This window comes from Nostoc sp. JL33 (assembly GCF_017114985.1).
Taxonomy (GTDB): domain Bacteria; phylum Cyanobacteriota; class Cyanobacteriia; order Cyanobacteriales; family Nostocaceae; genus Nostoc.
Window position 1 is genome coordinate 32510 of record NZ_JABXKP010000065.1, and the last position, 19136, is coordinate 51645.

Consider the following 19136-nt stretch of genomic DNA (forward strand, 5'->3'; position numbering starts at 1 on the left):
AGATTTATGTATTTGCGATAAATCCGGGTTTGCTACTAGAACCTGTCAGTAAAGAAACTATTGCTTTTTAGGAATAACGTTCCTGATTCCACTTTTAACAGAGACAGTATCACCTTTGTAACGAGGGATGATATGAATACTGGCGTGCATAATATTTTGACCTGCGGCTCTGTTGATATTCATTCCTACATTAAAACCATCAGGTTCGAATTCAGTTTTAAGAATTCCTTGTACTTTGTTCACCATATACCAGCAAGCAGATTGCTCTTTCAATGGTAGTTCAAAATAACTGCTAACATGACGTTTGGGAATAACCAAAACATGACCTTTACTTATAGGATAGCCATCAAAAATTGCGTAAGCAGTTGCTGATTCAGTTAATAGCTTGAGAGTTTTATGAGGATTACAGAATATACAATAATTAGATGAATTTCGCTGATGATTATAGTGAATATACTCATATAATTCACGATGTTCATCTAAGCAAACTGAAGGAAAGGGAAGTTTGACAATACACTGATAAGTAGGTTTTTTATGGACATAATGTTCTCGAAACCCTTCTTTTTTGAGATCCCTTCTTACAGCATAATAAGCTTTACCTCCTGGTTTTAATAAGTGTGATACTTCCATAAGAACATTAGTTTGTTCTTCAGTAAACAAAACATTTAAAACATAAAAGCAAATTATGGTATCGAATTTATTCTCAGGATATTCTGGGAAATAATAAGGGTCATATCCTGTAATATCACAACCTTTTTGGCGCAATATTTTAACATCATTACCAAAGCCACAACCAAAGTCTAGTATTTTGCCTTGTAGAAGGTTTTGATTTAATAAAAACTGTGCAGGAAATGACAGATAACTTCTTTCGATCGCAGTGAGATGGCTGAACTGATTTTTTTGCTGTTTCATAGAATTTTGGTGCTGATGTCCCAAAATTATTATTCCCAGCATCCCTTGAGGTTATGCCATGTCTACGACGGGCTACGACGCTCTCTACGTTCGCGCAGCGTGTCGCAGACAGACGCTGCGCGAAGGCGGACTCGCTACCGCTACGCTATCGGCGTTGCATCAGGATCAATACCTAGCTCACGTAACTTAGCTGCTAATATATCAGCACGTTGGCGTTCTTGTTGGGCACGTTGGCGTTCTTGTTGGGCACGTTGGCTTTCTTGTTGGGCACGTTGGCTTTCTTGTTCAGCGCGTTGGCGTTCTTGTTCAGCGCGTTGGCGTTCTTGTTGGGCTTGTTCGCTGCTCCACAACAGCAAATTTCCTTCTGTATCCCACCAGCGCAGCCAATTCATAGTTTGGCATAATCTTTCACCTTGCCAAATTCCGAGAAATAACTCTAACTCAGGAATCCAGTAACGTCCATTAGCATCTGCTTGCTGCAAAGTATATTGTCCATTTTGCAAGCATCGTAGTTCTATGCTTGGTTCGTAAGGGTCGTAGGTTACATAGGTGGGAACTTGGAGAATTCGTTCGTAATAATAGAGTTTACCGTAGGGTGGAGTTGAGCGGACTGATAGTTCTCCACCTTCTGTGTCTGAGAGAAATTCCATCACCACAGCCACAGCAGCGCCTTCTAAATTCGGGGTATAGCTGCGACGAACTACATTTGTTCCTACAGACTGCACTTGAGGGACATAAAACCAATCAGGGGCTTTAACGACAATTTTTTTGTTGACTGTGGCTACAAGTCCAAAATTAGAGCCAATCAGCATCTGGGGTTGGATGCGTCCTCTGCTTCCCAAAGCATCGGTAAGCGCAGCAGCGATCGCGGGTTGTTGAATATTTTCCACTGGATCGTCAGGTAAAATGAAGTCGCCTGGAAGTGCTTCCCAAGTAACAATTGGTTCTTTTTGGATGGGGTTAACTTGTAGAACCATAAAATTATTCCTAATATCCATGCACAGTATATAGTTATTTTTAACAAATCTTCAGGGCGCACATCTGTGCGACGTGCAGCCATCAAAGCATTAGCCAGCAATTTCAAAGATGACCCGGACACCCGCTCGTTTCTTAAAGACCGCATCACTGCTGATGATGCATGGAATGTGAGAGTTGCAGCCATCGAAGCATTAGCCAACAATTTCTCAGATGACCCGGACACCCGCTCGATTCTCCAAGACCGCGCCACTGCTGATGATGATGAGGATGTGCGATATGCAGCCATCCAAGCATTAGCTAGCAATTTCAAAGATGACCCGGACACCCACTCGATTCTCAAAGACCGCGCCACGGCTGATAATTCTGGGTATGTGCGATGTGCAGCCATTCAAGTATTAGCCAAACACTTCAGAAATCAGCCTGAGTTGTTTGAAATTTACTACAACTGCGCCGTGAATGACTCCTTTGAGGGTAGATATCATCCCCCATTTCATCCCAACCCTCGGCGCGTTGCACTGGAGATAATTATTAAGCAATTTCCTCAACATCCCCAGACTTTACCACTGTTGCGCGACAAAGCAGAGAATGACCCACATGAGGAAGTGCGGAAGTTTGCTCAAAAAAAGTTGGCAGAATTAGAGAAGTAGCTTGACAAACTCAGGTTACATCATTAAACGAAAGTGTAGGTATTTGATTATAAACTTCTGCATTTTCTTCAAGAGCTTGACGTATATCGTATTGCGTTTGTAAATTCAACCAAAACTGAGCGCTGTTACCAAAATAGCGAGATAAACGCAAAGCTGTATCTGCTGTAATAGTACGTTTTCCAGATAAAATTTCACTAATTCTTGTCTGAGCTACACCTATATCTTTGCTTAATCGATAAGGAGTGATATTTAGTGGCTCCAAAAATTCTAGTTGTAGGATTTCTCCAGGGTAGATATTTGGTAGACGGTTGTTGTTCATGATTATTTCTAGGCAAATGCCTTGGTCAAAACCGGAATGACAGCAGACTCTCAAAATTGCTCAAGAACTTTTAGATATATTGAATGAATCATCCTGAGCAGATACACACGGCGAACTGTTACCCAAGCCGAAAACACTATAACAATCGTAAAAACTAGCAAAACTCCAAAAAAGCGCTCCTTTGACATCTACCCAAATAATCCTAAGTTATAGTTGGTTGGTTTAACCAACAGCATAATCTGTAAATTGTCGTTTGAACGGTGAATGAAAGCCGACGACTATATCCTGCTTGGGGATACCTAAATTCGCTAAGTCTTCTCCTACTTCATTTTCTGTACCGTTATGTTGCAGCCAAACTTTACCGTCTTTAATATCTATATGTAAAAAACAACCATAAACACGGCGCTGATTTTTCCAACCGACATTCACAAGTTGGTAGTGGTGATGTTCTCTGTCAAAAACTAATTGAGTTTCAATTTCGGGGTCTTGATTAGCAATTGCAGCATATTCTTCGAGAAGTTGCTGAATTATTTTTTCATATTGCGTTAGTTTATCCATTCGACAAGATCCTCTGTCACTGGCTGATAAGTAATCAATTTAAGTTGATATGTTTTGATAATACTTTGTACAAGTCTAATGGTGAAAAAAGACGTGTATGTATCGATGGGAACTGCTAAATAAAGAATACGGTCTGGTTCTTGTTCAGATAATGCTAGCCGATAATTAATAAACTGTCCTAAAGCGGTGTGAAATTCTGAAATTACAGACGTTTTAAAAAAGCTTTTAACTTCAACAGCAATTTTTTCTCCCTCTCTTTCTGCTGCAAGAATTTTTTCTGCACCTAAATCTATGTACATATCCCCTAACTCAAAACTAACGGGTAAGGGATCGTGAGTAATTTTCCACCCTTCTTTTTCTAGCGTAGGCGTAGCCCGCCGTAGGCATCGCTTGACTGCATTGTGAAAGATATCTCTAGCTGGCATGATGCAACATCATAATAAATATACTAAAAATTCTAATAAAAAGATGTAGCATCGCATTTACTTTGGGAATCATATACTTAGCAACTCTTGCTACTGACTCTCTACTATCCCCAGGTAATTATACGATGGACGATCGCAATATCACAGGCACTCTTTCCCCAGAAGATATCCAAGAAATTAAAGCAGCGCTACAAATAATTGAACAAAAGATGCCCTTTCTCATTGCTTTAACTGCACAAGAACGCCGCAAGTTATTCAAAATGGGCGATAAAAGCCTAGCTTTTGTTACCAATAGCGTCAAGGCTGCTCAGTCTAACCGTGAGATTCTCCCAGCTAGCTTTGACATTGAAGAATTTATCCGGGGTTATCAACTAGCCATCACCCTCAGCGAACTTTTAATCTCAATCCGGCAACTCTCCGAACAAGTAGATGATACCCTGTTGGCTGTCGGTAGCGAAGCGATGCTCGGCAGTTTGACAGTTTATAATTACGTCAAGACAGCAGCGAAAAAGACTCCAGGCTTAAAGACTGTAGCAGAACTGTTGAGCGATCGCTTTAAAGCTATTAGTAAAAACAGAGCTGCAAAAACTTCCGCCTCTTGATAAATTAATACTCGTGAATGAGTCTTTTAGCTCCATTCATCCACCTTTGATACTCGTGAATGAGTCTTTTAGCTCCATTCATCCACCTTTGATACTCGTGAACGAGTCTTTTAGCTCCATTCATCCACCTTTGATACTCATTAATGAGTCTTTTAGCTCCATTAATCCACCTTTGATACTCGTGAACGAGTCTTTTAGCTCCATTCATCCACCTTTTATAGCGTTTCCTAATCACATGAAGTACATCTTAGCCCCCTCCTCGCTTGCTCTTAGGGGGTTGGGGGTGGGGTTCAGTACTTACTCAAACGAGAACCGCTATAATCTATGGCACACGCCACATTTTAATAGTATTATCCTTACTGCCACTCACTAGAGTCTGTCCATCTGGACTAATAGCAACGGCATAAACTAAATCTGTATGCCCGGCGAGGGTATTTTTCAACTCACCCGTTTGCAAATTCCAAATTTTAATTGTGTTATCAAAACTTCCACTCACTAGCGTCTGTCCATCTGGGCTGATGGCGACGGAAGTCACCCCATATTTATGCCAGTCGAGCGTATTTTTTAACTCACCCGTTTGTAGATTCCAAATCTTGATTGTTTTGTCAGCACTCCCACTCACAAGAGTTTGTCCATCTGGGGTAATAGCGAGAGAATAAACTAAATCTGTATGCCCAGTCAGGGTAGCTTTTAAAGAAGGTGGTTGTAGATTCCAAATCTTGATTGTATTATCGTAACTCCCACTTACTAAAGTCTTGCCATCTGGACTCAAAGCTACTCGCCAAACAGATTTAGTATGCCCAGTGAGAGTATTTTTTAGTTTACCTGTTTGCAAATTCCAAATTTTGATAGTCTTGTCGGCACTCCCACTCGCCAAAGTCTCTCCATCGGAGTTAATGGCAACAGAATTAACCGCATCTTTATGTCCAGTGAGAGTATTTTTTAAGCTGCCATTTTCCAGATTCCAAACCTTGATTGTGCCATCTTTGCTTCCACTTACCAAAGTCTTGCCATCTGGACTAATAGCAACAGAATTCACCGCATCCGTATGTAAGGAAAGGGTAGTTTTCAAGCCACCCGTTTGCAGATTCCAAATTTTGATGCTTCTATCCCCACTGCCACTTACTAGAGTTTTTCCATCCTGGCTAATAGCAAGACTACTCACCCAATCTGTATGCCCAGTCAGGCTGTTAACTAGCGCCAGTTTCTCATAAGCGACGGTTTTGGCCCAAAGATGATTAGTAATTTGCGAAATTCCATATCCGCCTAAAGCTAAAGACAGAATAATACCAGCTATTAGCAATGGTTTTTTAGATTTAGCTTTTTGCTTGGGTAAATCTACAGGTGATAATAGTTGATTATTGTCAATTGCTGTGGGCAGTATCTCTGGTATCGGCAGAGGTAATTGATCATAATATGTTCCTGTGGCTGGAATCTCTAGCGGAAGTGGGGATGATTGATCATAATATGTTGCCGTAGGTGGAATATCTGGTATCGGCAGAGGTAATTGATCATAATATGTTCCTGTGGCTGGAATCTCTAGCGGAAGTGGGGATGATTGATCATAATATGTTGCCGTAGGTGGAATATCTGGTATCGGCAGAGGTAATTGATCATAATATGTTCCTGTGGCTGGAATCTCTAGCTGTGGCGGTGATGGTTGATAATGATATGTTCCGGTAGGTGGGATATTTGGCAGTGGCGGGGATGCTTGATGATAATATGTTGCTGTGGAAGGCACATCAGCTAATGGTGGCAGACAATTTAAATCTTGTAAAACTGCCTCAGCCGATTGATAACGCCCCTGGTAATCTGTTTTCAGCAACTTATCTAAGATAGCTGCTAATTCTTCGCTCAATGGTTGCCGCAAATGTTGCCGCCAATCATCAATCCAGCCGTATCCTTGTTTCTTCCACAATTCCCAAGGGGCAATAGTGGTGAGGAGATGAAAGCAAGTTGCACCTAAACTATATAAATCACTAGCTGGATATGCTTCACCGCTCTGCATTTGTTCTAAGGGTGCATAGCCAAAGGAGCCAATAGTTGTTCCTTGTTGAGCAACCACTGTCTGACTCAATTGTTTAGATGCACCAAAATCAATGAGTACTAAATCTCCTTTAGTTGGTTGGGGAAATTTGCGACGAATGATATTCTGTGGCTTGATATCGCGGTGAATGACTTTGTGTTGATGAACAGATTTAAGGATGTTTAATAAATCGAGCAATAATTCCCGAATCTTGAATTCACTAAAGATTCCCTGGTGTTGTAATTCTTCTAATAAATTCTGCCCTTCAACATACTGCTGCACCAGATACAGGCGCTTATCTTCCTCGAAATATGCAAACAGTGTCGGAATTTGGAGATGTTCTCCTAACTGTTGTAGTCGCCTTGCTTCTTGCTGAAATAATTCTGTTGCCTTGTGGAGTGCGCCAGTTCCTTGTACCTGCGGTGCAAATTGTTTGATGACGCATATTTCATTGAACTTTTCAACGTCTTCAGCCAAATAAGTTTTACCAAATCCCCCGCTACCTAATACTTGGATAGGGCGATAGTGTCGCAATATTACCAGGGAAATTCCGCAGTTGGAGCAAATCTTTGTCTCATCAGAACAGGGGGGATTGTGGCATGAGGAGTTGAGGCAACATATCATACAGCGTGCATCTACCTACAGATGGATTCATTATTACCTAGTAAACAGCTACTGTCAGCCTTCAGTAGTCCCCTTGTCATGAGTACTAAGTATAATTGCATGGGTAAATGCAGTGCGATCGCTAGTTGAGAAATCAGTAGACTTTTTGCATAAATCAAAAAAAAGAACCCCGCCCCGCCTTTGACATACGTCAAAGTCTCCCCTAAGAGCAGGCGGGGCTACGGTGTACACACAAGTCGGTCGAATTACCCCCCTTAATTCCCCCGATATATTGGGGGGAAACAATAAATCTAGTTCCCTCCCCAATAGACCTATCCACAAATAAAGCTCAAAATAGCTGAAATCCTTACCTAGTAAGCTTTTTAGCTAAAATAAAACAATAATCTCTAAAACCCTCTCCAGGGCTAGGTTTCAGGCAAATAAAGTTCTCATTTCCGGATAGGTCTAATATATCGGGGAGGGTTAGGGTGGGGTAAAATCTTGGTTAATCACCTATTTCAGACTTCTGTGTACAGCGTAGGCAGGCTCTTAGGGGGCTTTTGCAAGAGGTCTAATATAATTCTTTCTGGTGAATTAAGGCTGGGCGATGCCCAGCCTTAATTGTTATCCAATTACCTCAGCAGTCTTCTTCTTATCCAACTTGAGAATCAACACACCCAAAGGTGGCAAACACAAATCCAGGGAATAGGGATGACTGTGCAAAGACCAATCATCCGTCCACTTACCACCTAAGTTGCCCATATTACTGCCGCCATACGGTCGCGCATCACTATTGAACAACTCAGTATAAAATCCCTTTTGCGGTACACCGATGCGGTAGTGAGAATGGGGTTGTGGTGTAAAATTGCAAACGACGATCGCAAAATCATCAGAATCCTTGTCGCGACGGATGAAGGAAACTACACTATGGCGATTATCGCTACAGTCAATCCACTCAAACCCAGCTTGGGCAAAATCCTGAGTGTACAAAACTGGTTCTGAACGGTAGAGATGGTTCAAATCCTGGAAAAACTTTTTTAACTGTTGGTGGGCTTCATGCTGCAATAAATGCCACTGCAAATCTGCCCAAGCATTCCACTCACTCCACTGCCCAAACTCCATGCTCATAAACATGGTTTTCTTGCCTGGGTGAGCAAACATATAGCTAAATAAACAACGCACATTAGCTAACTTCTGCCATGTATCCCCCGGCATTTTACCGATGATATTGCTCTTGCCATGCACCACTTCATCGTGGGACAGAGCCAGCATGAAGTTCTCGCTGTGGTTGTACCACATACTAAAAGTGATATTGTTTTGGTGGAACTGACGGAACCAAGGGTCCATGCTGAAGTAATCCAGCATATCGTGCATCCACCCCATATCCCACTTCAAGTTAAAGCCCAGTCCGCCTGTGTAGGTGGGCCAAGATACCATTGGCCAGGAAGTAGATTCTTCAGCAATTGAGAGAATGCCAGGGAAATAGCTAAAGATAATGTGATTTACCTGACGCAGAAAATCTGCTGCTTCTAGGTTTTCTCTACCGCCGTACTGGTTGGGCAGCCATTCTCCGGGTTCGCGGCAATAATCATTGTAGAGCATCGAGGCAACAGCATCGACACGAATCCCGTCAATGTGGTACTTGTCGAACCAGAAGAGGGCATTTGCTGCTAAGAAATTACTGACTTCACGGCGACCGTAGTTGAACACCAACGTACCCCATCCTTTGTGTTCGCCTTTGCGGGGGTCAGCGTGTTCATACAGGTGGCTACCATCAAAGAAAGCTAAACCATGTCCATCTTTGGGGAAGTGACCAGGAACCCAATCTACAATTACCCCTAGATCATTTTCGTGACATTTGTCAACAAAATACATGAAATCTTCGGGGCTGCCAAAACGGGAGGTGGGAGCATAGTACCCAGTTACTTGATAACCCCAAGAACCATCAAAGGGATGCTCCGCAATCGGCAGCAATTCTAGATGGGTATATCCTAATTCTTTGACATAGGGAATGAGTCGTTCTGCCAGTTCCCGGTACGTAAGGAAGCGTGCGCCCGGCTTCAGTTCGGAAACGATAACTACCGGTTCAGTTTCACCATTGGGGAGTTTCGCTGGTTGGGCACTCGAAGCGTGTAACCAAGAGCCTAAATGCACTTCGTAGACTGAGACGGGCTGAGTCAAGGGGTCAGTGCGACGCCGCTTTGCCATCCAATTTTCATCAGTCCATCTGTAAGCATTTAAATCAGTGACAATGGAAGCCGTTTTCGGGCGGGGTTCTTGCTGGAAACCGTAGGGATCAGATTTTTCGTAAATGTGTCCTTCAAAATTTTTGATTTCATATTTGTAATGCTCTCCCACACCGATTTCAGGAATAAATAATTCCCAAACCCCGGTGCGGCCTTTACGCATCTGGTTTTTACGGCCATCCCAGAGATTGAAATCTCCCAGCAATGAAACATTGCGAGCGTTGGGTGCCCAAACAGCAAAATAAACACCTTTAACGCCGTCTATTACCGCCGGGTGCGCTCCTAGTTTTTCGTATATCCGGTGATGGTTGCCTTCACTAAACAAATGCAAGTCAAAGTCTGTCAAGTTGGGAGAACGGAAAGCGTAAGGGTCATAGATGACACGTTCATGTTCCCCTTCTTTAATCCGTAACTGGTAGTTTGCCAGTTCTGCGGTTTCAATCGTGCATTCAAAAAAGTGGGGATGATGCACTGTTTGCATCGGGTATTCCTTCCGTTGTTCAGGAAGAACCACCCATACTGCACTTGCATTTGGTAAGTAAGCTCGCACAGCCCAGACAGTTTTGCCGTCTTGTTCTATGGGATGAGAACCTAGTATTTCAAAGGGATCGTTATGCTGATTCCAAACGATGCTGTTAACCTGTTCAGGGGCGATCGTGGTCATGGACATGAAGCTACCTAAGTGAAATAACGTGATTGACTAAATCTAGTTTTTTAATATCTATATATATTCTTTACATTTATTTGCAATTTTGTCGTCACCGTTATCCTACATCAGAATGGGGCAAACAGGGGATGGCGCATTGCACAGAGGATGAATGAGTAATGACTAATGAGGAATGTATCAAAAATTTAAAAATGGGAAAAACTGAAGTAACGTTTTACGTATGCGAAGCAAGAAAACCTGTTCCCGAATTTTGGGGTCTAGTTTTGGTGGCGGGGCTTCTTGCAGCTGCGCTTGCAATTGAATGTATTCGGCAGCTGTGAGAAATCTTCCATCAATAGGCGATCGCGCTTCTATGATAATCTTAGTGCGTAATATTTCTTCTGGTATATCCTCTGCTGGCGGTAAGGCTACTACTGCTGCTCCCCAATAGCTACTTAAGACAACTAACGTAGCAGTAATCACAATTAAGCACAGTAATTGTATAGCCTTTCTCGCTTTAACTTTCCTCATCTCCTGAAGTGCGTTCACAACGCAGGATGAAAATCTGTTTTTCCTATTCTCCACATTCCCTATGTCCATTACAGATTTTCCCAATAAAAATCTGGCAATATCAAGGGACATTACCAGGTCTCTCCTGATCCGGAATAGACTACAGGGAATGCTCAAGAGCAATTGCCAGTGAGCGATCGCGATGAATTGTTTTACTTTCTCAAAACTTAGGAGTCTCAGCCATTGCAAATACCAAACCAGGGAAGTACCTTGCCACAAAATGGCTTAGATTCACATAACTCAACTCCCTTGGACTTGGAACAAGGTTCGGTCAGCCGAGAATTTCAGGCGGACACTTGGTTGAGGACGTAACCCTCATCACCAGTGTCCTCTAGTTGCTGTCCTACTTAGCTGATATATGAGCAAACTCTAGGCTCTGATACACCAATAGTAAAGCGTGCAGGTTTTTACGTTAACCTAATTAATTCAAGCTATGTAGTGACAACCGTTGTTACTAAGCTGTTTTCGGCATGATTTAAACTAAAGCTTACTGTTGCCTTATTTAGGAGTAGCTGCGGGAGTAGGTGCTGTAGTAGCTGCGGGAGTAGGTGCTGTAGTAGCGGCAGGGCTAGACCCCGCAGGAGGTGCATCAGTTGGTTCACCTGTAGCAGCAGGAGCAGTAGTGGCACCACCACCAGCACCACCTTCACCACCACCACCTTCACAGGCTCCCAGAATTGCAGCCAGACTTAACATTAAAGCCAAACCAAAGATTTTTGTTTTCATAACTCCTCTTTCACCAATTGTGGCTAGAACAATTTTTCGCCTGTTGAATACGATACCGTATTTATTGCTTTTTTTTAATCCTGCGAGATTACATACTTAAAAAAACAATCCTTTGGCGTATTCTTTTTAGGAATTACATATTATACAGCCATCTGTAATGGTTCTCTTAACTCAGGAGTAAAACCCAAATAACCACGTTTACTAGCAAACGGAGTTATCATAGCAAAAAATTTTATTTTTTTCACGGAGTATTGCATCTTGGTGCCCCGCGTTGCCATACTTTAGGTGCGATACCTAAAGGGCAAGCTGTCCAGTTGCTAATCGCTGATTGTAAACATTGCAATATCTAGAGGATGAAAACATTGGTACAGCTACCTATCAGAACAGTTAAAAGGGTGTAGTCTGTTATGTGTGCTTGTTGCACAGAAGGTGATTTTAACCTATGCAAAAACAGACAATAAAGACAATCAATCTAAAGTACAGTATTTCCCATCTAAAAAAAAATTATGGTAGTTGCTCGTAAATCTGCTGTTTCTACAAGCGGTAATTGGTTCCGGCGAGATTCTATCCTTTCTTTAGGGAGGCGACGCTCTGCGCGTATAAAGTCAGCAGCACGGAACGCTTCTACACCAGTATCCTCTCAAAGACAACAGCGTTCCTCCAAAAAGCTCGCGCTTTCTCCCACAAATGAGGCAGTTATACCCAAATCGGTGAAAGAGTTGGGTAGACGACAACTGCCAAATCTCAATGAGCAGTCGAGTGGGAAGGAGAAGATTCCGGGGGTAGGTTTTCTTCCCCTTCCCACAATGCCTAATTCGGGAACGGCACCTTTTTGGTTGCTGCGCTTGTACACCTTTCATCGTTATTCGACAGTTTTGGTGTTCTTGTTAGTAGCATCGACACTTGCTGTTTATGGCTGGACGGTATATTCCCAAGAGCTTTGGAGTCAGTCATATCGCAGACTGCAAAGCCTCCAACGTCATGAGCAGTTGTTAATGACAACCAACGCGACGCTGACAAATAAAATGGCTCAGGAAGCAGAACAACCAACAGCAGGACTGGTATCGCCGACTGTTCAAGGGATGATTTTCTTGGCTCCAGCATCTCATAGCCCTAAGCCAGCATCGTCTAAGATCACGCCAAATCCCCAAACGCAACAGCAAACACGTTGGCCACTGGGATACTAATCGTAATTTTTAATGACGCTCTCTACCAGACGCGTTTCTCTACGAATACTCGCGCTTGGCGGCGCGAACGCAGCGTCTGGTAGAGTCATTAGTCATTAGTCATTAGGACTCACTCAGACTTGTGGCAAATGACAAATGACAAATGACAAAGGACTAACCCAATGCAGAAGTCACCAAGCAGAACAAAATTCACAAAGTTTCGGAATCCAGCACTCACAAGGCGACAAAAGGGTTATAAACGAGGGATTTTGGGAAAATTAGCCTCTAATATCCAAGACAAAACATTCAACACCAAGTCTCGACTATTGATAGTATGGGGCGTATTAATGGCATCAGGGTTGGGTTTGGGTATCAAATTATATAACCTACAAATTGTCAAGGGGCCAAAGTTAACAGAGCAGGCGCGAAACCAGCAAATGGTGAATCTGCGACCTTTTATGCCTCGTCGCCCGGTGGTAGATAGCAATAGTAATCTGTTGGCCATTGACCGTCCTGTATACACTTTGTACGCTCATCCCAAGCTGTTTGATAAGTCTAATGAAGATATGGCTGGGCGACTTGCCCCAATTTTGGCAAAAGATGCTCCTGAATTGGTGAAAACTTTTCAAAGCAAAAGAAGCGGAATTATACTTGCCCCTGCCCTACCGCAAGAAATTATTGATCGCATCATTTCTTTGCGCTTAAATGGCTTGGAGTGGGTGCAAAAATACTCCCGATATTACCCGTCAGATGATTTGATTTCTGATGTGGTTGGCTATGTGAATGTTGACCGCCGTGGTCAAGCAGGTGTGGAATACTCTCAAGAAAAGTTGCTAGAACGTCCTGTGCAAACGCTGCGGCTCAGTCGGTCGGGTAATGGCTCTCTGATGCCGGATCATGCCCCTGAAGGTTTTTTGCATATTGATGATTTGCAACTACAACTCACTATCGATAGCCGTCTGCAACGAATTGCTCGGACTGCGCTCAAACAACAGATGCAGAAGTTTGATGCTAAACGTGGAGCGGTAATTGTGATGGATGCGTTTGATGGTTCCTTACTCGCCCTCGTTTCTGAACCTACTTATAACCCTAATGAATACGCTAAAGCTAATATTTCGCTATTTAAAAACTGGACGGTGGCGGATCTTTATGAACCGGGATCGACTTTTAAACCTTTGAATGTGGCGATCGCTCTGGAAAATGGCGTCATCAAACCAGATGATGTATTTAATGACTCCGGTTCTATTAAAGTAGCTAATTACACCATCAAAAATGCGATGAATAATGGTAATGGGCGAATCAGCATCGCTCAGATTTTGCAATATTCCAGCAACATTGGCATGGTGCAAATTATCCAACGCTTAAAACCTTCAATCTATTACAACTGGTTGGAACGCTTGGGGTTAGGACAAAAAGTTGATACAGATTTACCTTTTGAAGTTGGCGGACGGCTCAAAAGTCAAGAAGAATTTATCGCTTCGCCAATTGAGCCAGCTACTACTTCCTTCGGGCAAGGCTTTTCCATGACACCGTTACAGCTAGTGCAAATGCACGGTGCTTTAGCTAATGGCGGTAAGTTGGTTACACCCCATGTAGTTCGAGGGCTGATTGATAGCAAAGGGCAGATGCATGATTCACCCACTCGCACCATCCCCCGCCAAATTTTCTCAGCCGCAACAGCCCAAAAGGTTGTAGAAATGATGGAAACTGTTGTTTCTGAAGGCAGTGGGAAGGCAGCACAAATTCCGGGATATCGCATTGCTGGCAAAACTGGTACAGCCCAAAAAGCTAGTCCGAATGGCGGCTACATCAAGGGCGCTAGAATGACCAGCTTCGTGGCTATTTTGCCCGTGGAATCTCCTCGCTATGTAGTGTTCGCACTGGTGGATGAGCCAAAAGGAGAAAGTGCCTATGGTTCTACTGTCGCCGCGCCAATTGTGAAATCGGTAATCGAAGCCCTGATTCCTCTTGAGGAGATTCCACCAAGTTCTGCGATCGAGCAACACACAAAAGCGCCGTAGGGACAAGGGGATAAAGGGCAGAGGAGCACAATAGTGGAGTTCAAAGACTCATTAAACTTATCCGTAAATTAGGTTTTAGCCCCTGATTTATAAACCTTTGAGGTTAATTCGCGGATATGTCTATTAGGGATTTCCAAGAAATAAATTATCCATCTTGTGGGGTGGGCGAAGCCGCCCACCTTTGGCTACGTGCGGGCTTTTTGGCCTACCCCACAAGAATTAGTTGAGTATTTTTTTATTTGGAAGTCCCTAACCCCCCTTAAAAAGGGGGGAACCAGAATCAAAGTCCCCCAATTTATCGGGGAGCCAGTGCGGGAACAGGGGGTTTCCCCCATGAGCAACTGGCGTGGATTTAGGGGGATCTAAAACCTTTTTATACCGTTCAGAAGACTTTTAAAACATCCTCTTACGAAAGATATGGTTTTTAACCTTGATTCATATTTGGTATTTATTGTCAAGCGTAAGTCCGATTAAAAATCATTAAATCATTCTTCTCTACTTCCCCTGCCCCCCCTGCCCCTTTTCTTGCGTTCCTCTACTAGACTTCATCTTTCTTTATAACCAGGGAAAGAGTTACAGAAAGCCACTCGTGTGGAAAGCTAAATATTAGAGCTGATAATTTCTTACTTTTTCAAAGCTACCGAAGATTCCATGCAAAGCAATTTAGTTATACTTCCTAACGCTGGGGCTGCGAAAAATAGCACGCAAACAGAAGAAAGAACAATTACCAAGTACGACCGTGCTGAGGAGCAATTTATAGAACTGCTAGCAATGGAGGATTTGGACACTAAACTGGATGTAGAACCTGCAAGAGCCAGTGAGTTTGAACAGGCGCTTTCTATGGCAATTCGCGCCGCTTATGAAAACGATCGCTCTGATGAACAGGCTCACCGTTTTCTCCAACGGATACTTTATCGGATTAATCGGCTAAAGCTGTTTTGGTACGACGATTTGCGGCACTATAACAATGAGCGATCGCCTTACCTCTACTCATGTCGTGACCAAATTGAAGCTGCTTGGCAAAAGTGGGAACTGGCACAAATAGATGTGGCTGCACTGCAAAAATTAGATGTAAAACAAGCTTTAATTGAGCGTGCATCTGCCGATTTAAATCCGCCTTTATCGGAGGGTAGTCGCTACATGCGTGAGGAAATGACGGAGGTTGGCTATCGTCATTTGCTAGCGATCGGCTCCTTTGATGGCTTGGTTGAAGGTAGTCGTCTTTGCTACGTATTAGGTGGTGCTGCTAATGAAGTGCAGTGTACGCTGGTGCGAGTACTACTAGAAGAATACGGCAATGGTCGTTTATCCCGCAAGCACTCGACATTTTTTGCTCAAATGCTGGCTGAATTTGGGATGAACACTCAACCAGAAGGATACTTCGATTTAGTACCTTGGGAAGTCCTAGCTTGCGATAATCATAACTTTCTGACCACCGATCGCAAACGCTATTTCCTACGTTACAGTGGCGCGTTGACATATTTTGAGGTGGCTGGGCCTGCGGCTTACAGAAACTATCTGACGGCGGCGCAACGACTCGGACTATCAGAGGCGGCGATGGCTTATTGGGAACTGCACATCAGGGAAGATGAACGCCACGGTCGTTGGATGTTGGATGATGTAGCCTTGCCTTTGGCAGAACGATATCCCAATAATGCGTGGGAACTGCTGCTTGGGTATGAGCAGGAGAAACTAATGGGCGATCGCGCCGGTGGTGCTGTTGTGCGATCAATACGCCAAGCAGAACAAGCCGCCTTACTCATCTAAGAAATCTAAAAAATTAGAAATTAAAAATGGCAGATTCTTTCTAGCGTTTTTAATTCCACATCTCTAAATGATCTTATTGCTAATCCACCTACAACCTAATTTCTTTAGTAAAAACTTCTTTACTAAAGGAACGGTTATTTATTGCCTTAATACAAGGTAATAAATAGCCTCTTATCACATTGATTATACCTTACACGTTGAAGTGCAGTCAAATGAAAGACATCTTTTTTTGCCCTGAAGAATCTAATTTCTACTCAAATTGTTTAGAAACTTTTGTACTCAGAAATTGCAAAAACTCCGAATCTATTGTGGAGTTTGGCTCAGGAGATGGTACCCCTGTAATTAATTCTTTATTGAAAAACAAGTTTGATGGGGTGATACATGGATTTGAATTAAATACTTCTGCATGGAAAGTAGCAAATTCAACCATCGATGAATATAATCTCACGAATAAATACATAATCCATAATTCATGTTTGTTTAATTCTTCTCAACCCGATGCAGAGTATCTTGTAGCTAATCCACCGTATCTCCCCGCACCAGATAATGATATTTATATGCCACTCTTATTTGGAGGTGTAGATGGAGCCACAGTTACCAACGAGCTTTTGTCCTTAGATTATGAAAACGTGTTGGTTTTAATCTCTAGTTTTTCTAATCCAACAAGTACGCTGAACCTAGCAAAAGAAAATGGATATTGTGTTCAAAATTTCATGGTGTTACCTTTGCAGTTCGGCTATTATAGCTCTGACCCCAAGGTAAAGAAACACATAGAAGAACTCCGAAAAAATAAGATGGCATTTTATTCTGGCGATTATTATTTTTTAGCTGGTGTTTTATTTAAAAAATCCCAGGAGTCTGTAATTGATTTATCTAATCAATTAGCTCAGGCGATGACTAGTTTGTGAAAATCGAAAACAACTTAGCAGTGCTGTCTTTAGGAACCAGCAAATTTTTATGAATGCGAACCGCCTATGTATATTTAGCAATATCCCTTAAAGATGATGCCGTTACTAAACCTACATAGGTGCGTCATTGATAGCGTCGCTAACACTACGCAGGAGCGTCACAGCCCGTCGTAGACATCGCTTTTCACATTTGATAAAACGCTAAGGAATGGAACTTTAATCTCGTAGGGTACATTAGCGATCGCATAATGTACCCTACATTAGTAAATACAGATTAATTGACACTCTCAGCCCTAAATTGACTGAGTTTTACGCTTACCGTGTGCTTCTATAAATGCAGATTCTCAAGTAATTACTTTGTTTACCTGAAGTTGTTGCATTAACTTCTTTGTTGTATGGCTGCACTGCTAGAGTCAGGTTTGCGCTTGAACGCTGCAAATAAAATTACAACAGCACCAAATGACAAAATAGGAAAGCCTGAAGTTGGTTCAGGTACAGAGGCAGATGAGATTGGCGTCAACAGGAAGGCGTGTAATTCACCATTAACTGCACCACGGCCTACTATTTGTCCATTATTATTAATCGCAGATGCTGCCGTCAAGGTAAAGCCAGCATCTGAACCAGGAGCAATCAGGTTATTTAGGTCGTACAGAGTGTTATCACTATAAAGAAAAGCCCGCAAACCATTGTCATTTCTTGCAAAAGAGTTATTGTTAGTGCCAGAATACCCGACTACTTGACCCAAATTATTGATCCCCAAACCAGCACTGAACAAATCTGTAGGACGTAACCTACCGAGGTTTTTGAGTCCCGTGCTGGAGTTGTACAGAAAAGCACGACTATCATCTACTCCAGTGAGTCCCGAACTACCAACTACTTGTCCTGAGTCATTAATATCTTGTGCTGAACTGTAGTTGTCACCAGGGAGGATGCCGAGATTAGTTATTATACCGTTGTCGGATAAAAAAGCTCGGCTGGAAGAACCGAAAATGCCGACTACCTGACTTAGATTATTTATGCCATAGGCAACATAATTTTCTTGTAAATTCTTGTTAATGATAGTTGTCGTACCATTGCTGTATAGGAAAGCGGCCCCGTAGGGAAAAGCAAGTTTTGGGAATATACCGCCACCACTCGTACCGCCAACCACCTCACCTGAGTCATTGATAGCATATGGAATGCCATTAATACCGAGACTTTGCGTTGTTCCACCACTGTAAATAAAGGCGTGATTATCACTGCCGATGTTACCGACCGAATTACCAACTACTTGCCCCAAGTTGTTGATACCAGTCACTCCAAGTTGATTATCGCCAGGTAACGGACTAATTTTTTGGAGCGAACCATTGCTGTAAAAAAAAGAACCCTTCAAAGTATTAATGGCTACCTCACCTGAGTCATTAATGTCTGAAGCATAACTGTAGGCTTCTCCCGTAAGATTGCCTAAATCAGTAACTGAGTATAGAGATGCCGCCAATGCCGACTTGGATGCAGTAAGACTGATTGCAGTCAAGGTTATTGCTGTTATACAGGATTTCCACTTAAGTAAAACCATGTTACTTTTCCGTAATTTTCTATCACCCTACCAAATTACCACTGAAAAGTAGAGTAGTAACCTGCCGTATCTGGGTAGCCATTAAATACGCCATCAACACCTAAGCTGAAAAATAGTTTATATTCCCCTTGGGGATTTCCTTGAAAGTCTAGTGGCAAAAAGCAGTCTTGATTGTGGAAAGTCCAGACATGAACCAGCAAACCAGGCGTGTGACCATCTATGGTTAAAGATATGGGGCCGCTTATAAATCACGCCAAATGGCAGATTAACAAAAATTTGAGCGCGTCTGTGGGTGCTTTCAAAATCCCTTCAAGCTGGGATGGGTTGAAAGAAACAAATTAGTTGGTATGTTTTCTACGCTTTGTATTACTCGCCTATCAAGCATCAAAGCCCAAATGAATCTCTAAGAGGGTGTTTATAAAATAATTCTTAAGCAGGTGAGCTACTATGATTACGAGCTA

16 protein-coding genes and 1 pseudogene are annotated in these 19136 nt (G+C 42.7%); 6 read left to right on the plus strand and 11 right to left on the minus strand.

Annotated features, from left to right (window positions below):
* Nucleotides 1–57: 57 nt before the first annotated feature.
* Nucleotides 58–912, minus strand: coding sequence for an HIT family protein (locus HWQ23_RS18625; protein ID WP_292830925.1), 855 nt, complete (start codon nt 910–912; stop codon nt 58–60).
* Between the two features lie 140 nt (nt 913–1052).
* On the minus strand, nt 1053–1889 hold the full coding sequence (locus tag HWQ23_RS18630) for a Uma2 family endonuclease (protein WP_292830928.1): 837 nt from the start codon (nt 1887–1889) through the stop codon (nt 1053–1055).
* Nucleotides 1890–1955: 66 nt separating this feature from the next.
* On the opposite strand from HWQ23_RS18630, the gene HWQ23_RS18635 reads away from it, so the two are divergent.
* Nucleotides 1956–2537: a HEAT repeat domain-containing protein gene (locus HWQ23_RS18635; RefSeq protein ID WP_292830931.1), complete on the plus strand. Its 582-nt coding sequence runs from the start codon at nt 1956–1958 to the stop codon at nt 2535–2537.
* Nucleotides 2538–2547: 10 nt separating this feature from the next.
* Here the strand turns inward: HWQ23_RS18635 and HWQ23_RS18640 are convergent, their stop codons facing one another.
* From HWQ23_RS18640 to HWQ23_RS18650, 3 genes are all read right to left on the minus strand, one after another.
* Nucleotides 2548–2856, minus strand: a complete 309-nt coding sequence (locus HWQ23_RS18640) for a HigA family addiction module antitoxin (protein ID WP_114085304.1) — start codon at nt 2854–2856, stop codon at nt 2548–2550.
* Between the two features lie 222 nt (nt 2857–3078).
* Complete coding sequence (locus tag HWQ23_RS18645; protein ID WP_292830935.1) at nt 3079–3414, minus strand: XisI protein; 336 nt, start codon at nt 3412–3414, stop codon at nt 3079–3081.
* Nucleotides 3402–3839, minus strand: coding sequence for a XisH family protein (locus HWQ23_RS18650; protein ID WP_292830938.1), 438 nt, complete (start codon nt 3837–3839; stop codon nt 3402–3404). The genes HWQ23_RS18645 and HWQ23_RS18650 overlap by 13 nt, the downstream gene beginning before the upstream one ends.
* A 125-nt stretch (nt 3840–3964) precedes the next feature.
* Here HWQ23_RS18650 and HWQ23_RS18655 point away from each other — a divergent pair, with 125 nt between their 5' ends.
* Nucleotides 3965–4441, plus strand: a complete 477-nt coding sequence (locus HWQ23_RS18655) for a hypothetical protein (RefSeq protein ID WP_292830971.1) — start codon at nt 3965–3967, stop codon at nt 4439–4441.
* Nucleotides 4442–4763: 322 nt separating this feature from the next.
* Here HWQ23_RS18655 and HWQ23_RS18660 read toward each other — a convergent pair whose 3' ends face one another.
* The 4 genes from HWQ23_RS18660 to HWQ23_RS18675 form a co-directional block, all read right to left on the minus strand.
* Nucleotides 4764–7091, minus strand: a complete 2328-nt coding sequence (locus tag HWQ23_RS18660; RefSeq protein WP_292830941.1) for a serine/threonine-protein kinase — start codon at nt 7089–7091, stop codon at nt 4764–4766.
* Nucleotides 7092–7694: 603 nt separating this feature from the next.
* The gene (gene glgB / locus HWQ23_RS18665; protein WP_292830944.1) at nt 7695–9986 is read right to left on the minus strand and encodes a 1,4-alpha-glucan branching enzyme; all 2292 of its coding nucleotides are present in this window, start codon (nt 9984–9986) and stop codon (nt 7695–7697) included.
* 174 nt (nt 9987–10160) lie between these two features.
* The gene (locus HWQ23_RS18670; protein ID WP_292830974.1) at nt 10161–10493 is read right to left on the minus strand and encodes a hypothetical protein; all 333 of its coding nucleotides are present in this window, start codon (nt 10491–10493) and stop codon (nt 10161–10163) included.
* Nucleotides 10494–11030: 537 nt separating this feature from the next.
* Entirely contained in the window at nt 11031–11258 is a 228-nt protein-coding gene (locus tag HWQ23_RS18675) for a hypothetical protein (RefSeq protein WP_292830947.1), read from the minus strand.
* Between the two features lie 506 nt (nt 11259–11764).
* Here HWQ23_RS18675 and HWQ23_RS18680 point away from each other — a divergent pair.
* The 4 genes from HWQ23_RS18680 (at nt 11765) to HWQ23_RS18695 (ending at nt 17120) form a co-directional block, all read left to right on the plus strand.
* Complete coding sequence (locus HWQ23_RS18680; RefSeq protein ID WP_292830950.1) at nt 11765–12445, plus strand: hypothetical protein; 681 nt, start codon at nt 11765–11767, stop codon at nt 12443–12445.
* Nucleotides 12446–12606: 161 nt separating this feature from the next.
* A complete protein-coding gene (locus tag HWQ23_RS18685) occupies nt 12607–14445 on the plus strand; it encodes a peptidoglycan D,D-transpeptidase FtsI family protein (protein WP_292830953.1) in 1839 nt (612 codons plus the stop codon).
* A 651-nt stretch (nt 14446–15096) separates the two neighbouring features.
* Complete coding sequence (locus tag HWQ23_RS18690; protein ID WP_292830956.1) at nt 15097–16212, plus strand: iron-containing redox enzyme family protein; 1116 nt, start codon at nt 15097–15099, stop codon at nt 16210–16212.
* 212 nt (nt 16213–16424) lie between these two features.
* Nucleotides 16425–17120 carry a class I SAM-dependent methyltransferase gene (locus HWQ23_RS18695; RefSeq protein WP_292830959.1) on the plus strand — a complete coding sequence of 232 codons (696 nt, stop codon included), beginning with the start codon at nt 16425–16427 and terminating at the stop codon, nt 17118–17120.
* Between the two features lie 379 nt (nt 17121–17499).
* On the opposite strand, the gene HWQ23_RS18700 is transcribed toward HWQ23_RS18695, so the two are convergent.
* Nucleotides 17500–18633, minus strand: a complete 1134-nt coding sequence (locus HWQ23_RS18700; protein ID WP_292830962.1) for a DUF3466 family protein — start codon at nt 18631–18633, stop codon at nt 17500–17502.
* 77 nt (nt 18634–18710) lie between these two features.
* A pseudogene (locus HWQ23_RS18705) lies at nt 18711–18911 on the minus strand (glycerophosphodiester phosphodiesterase); the annotation flags it as partial.
* Nucleotides 18912–19136: the final 225 nt, after the last annotated feature.

Bases quoted from the DNA above. Each gene is read 5' to 3' on its own strand.
- HWQ23_RS18625 (WP_292830925.1), bottom strand. From the start codon at position 912: ATGAAACAGCAAAAAAATCAGTTCAGCCATCTCACTGCGATCGAAAGA.
- HWQ23_RS18630 (WP_292830928.1), bottom strand. From the start codon at position 1,889: ATGGTTCTACAAGTTAACCCCATCCAAAAAGAACCAATTGTTACTTGG.
- HWQ23_RS18640 (WP_114085304.1), bottom strand. From the start codon at position 2,856: ATGAACAACAACCGTCTACCAAATATCTACCCTGGAGAAATCCTACAA.
- HWQ23_RS18645 (WP_292830935.1), bottom strand. From the start codon at position 3,414: ATGGATAAACTAACGCAATATGAAAAAATAATTCAGCAACTTCTCGAA.
- HWQ23_RS18650 (WP_292830938.1), bottom strand. From the start codon at position 3,839: ATGCCAGCTAGAGATATCTTTCACAATGCAGTCAAGCGATGCCTACGG.
- HWQ23_RS18655 (WP_292830971.1), top strand. From the start codon at position 3,965: ATGGACGATCGCAATATCACAGGCACTCTTTCCCCAGAAGATATCCAA.
- HWQ23_RS18660 (WP_292830941.1), bottom strand. From the start codon at position 7,091: ATGATATGTTGCCTCAACTCCTCATGCCACAATCCCCCCTGTTCTGAT.
- glgB (WP_292830944.1), bottom strand. From the start codon at position 9,986: ATGTCCATGACCACGATCGCCCCTGAACAGGTTAACAGCATCGTTTGG.
- HWQ23_RS18670 (WP_292830974.1), bottom strand. From the start codon at position 10,493: ATGAGGAAAGTTAAAGCGAGAAAGGCTATACAATTACTGTGCTTAATT.
- HWQ23_RS18675 (WP_292830947.1), bottom strand. From the start codon at position 11,258: ATGAAAACAAAAATCTTTGGTTTGGCTTTAATGTTAAGTCTGGCTGCA.
- HWQ23_RS18680 (WP_292830950.1), top strand. From the start codon at position 11,765: ATGGTAGTTGCTCGTAAATCTGCTGTTTCTACAAGCGGTAATTGGTTC.
- HWQ23_RS18685 (WP_292830953.1), top strand. From the start codon at position 12,607: ATGCAGAAGTCACCAAGCAGAACAAAATTCACAAAGTTTCGGAATCCA.
- HWQ23_RS18690 (WP_292830956.1), top strand. From the start codon at position 15,097: ATGCAAAGCAATTTAGTTATACTTCCTAACGCTGGGGCTGCGAAAAAT.
- HWQ23_RS18695 (WP_292830959.1), top strand. From the start codon at position 16,425: ATGAAAGACATCTTTTTTTGCCCTGAAGAATCTAATTTCTACTCAAAT.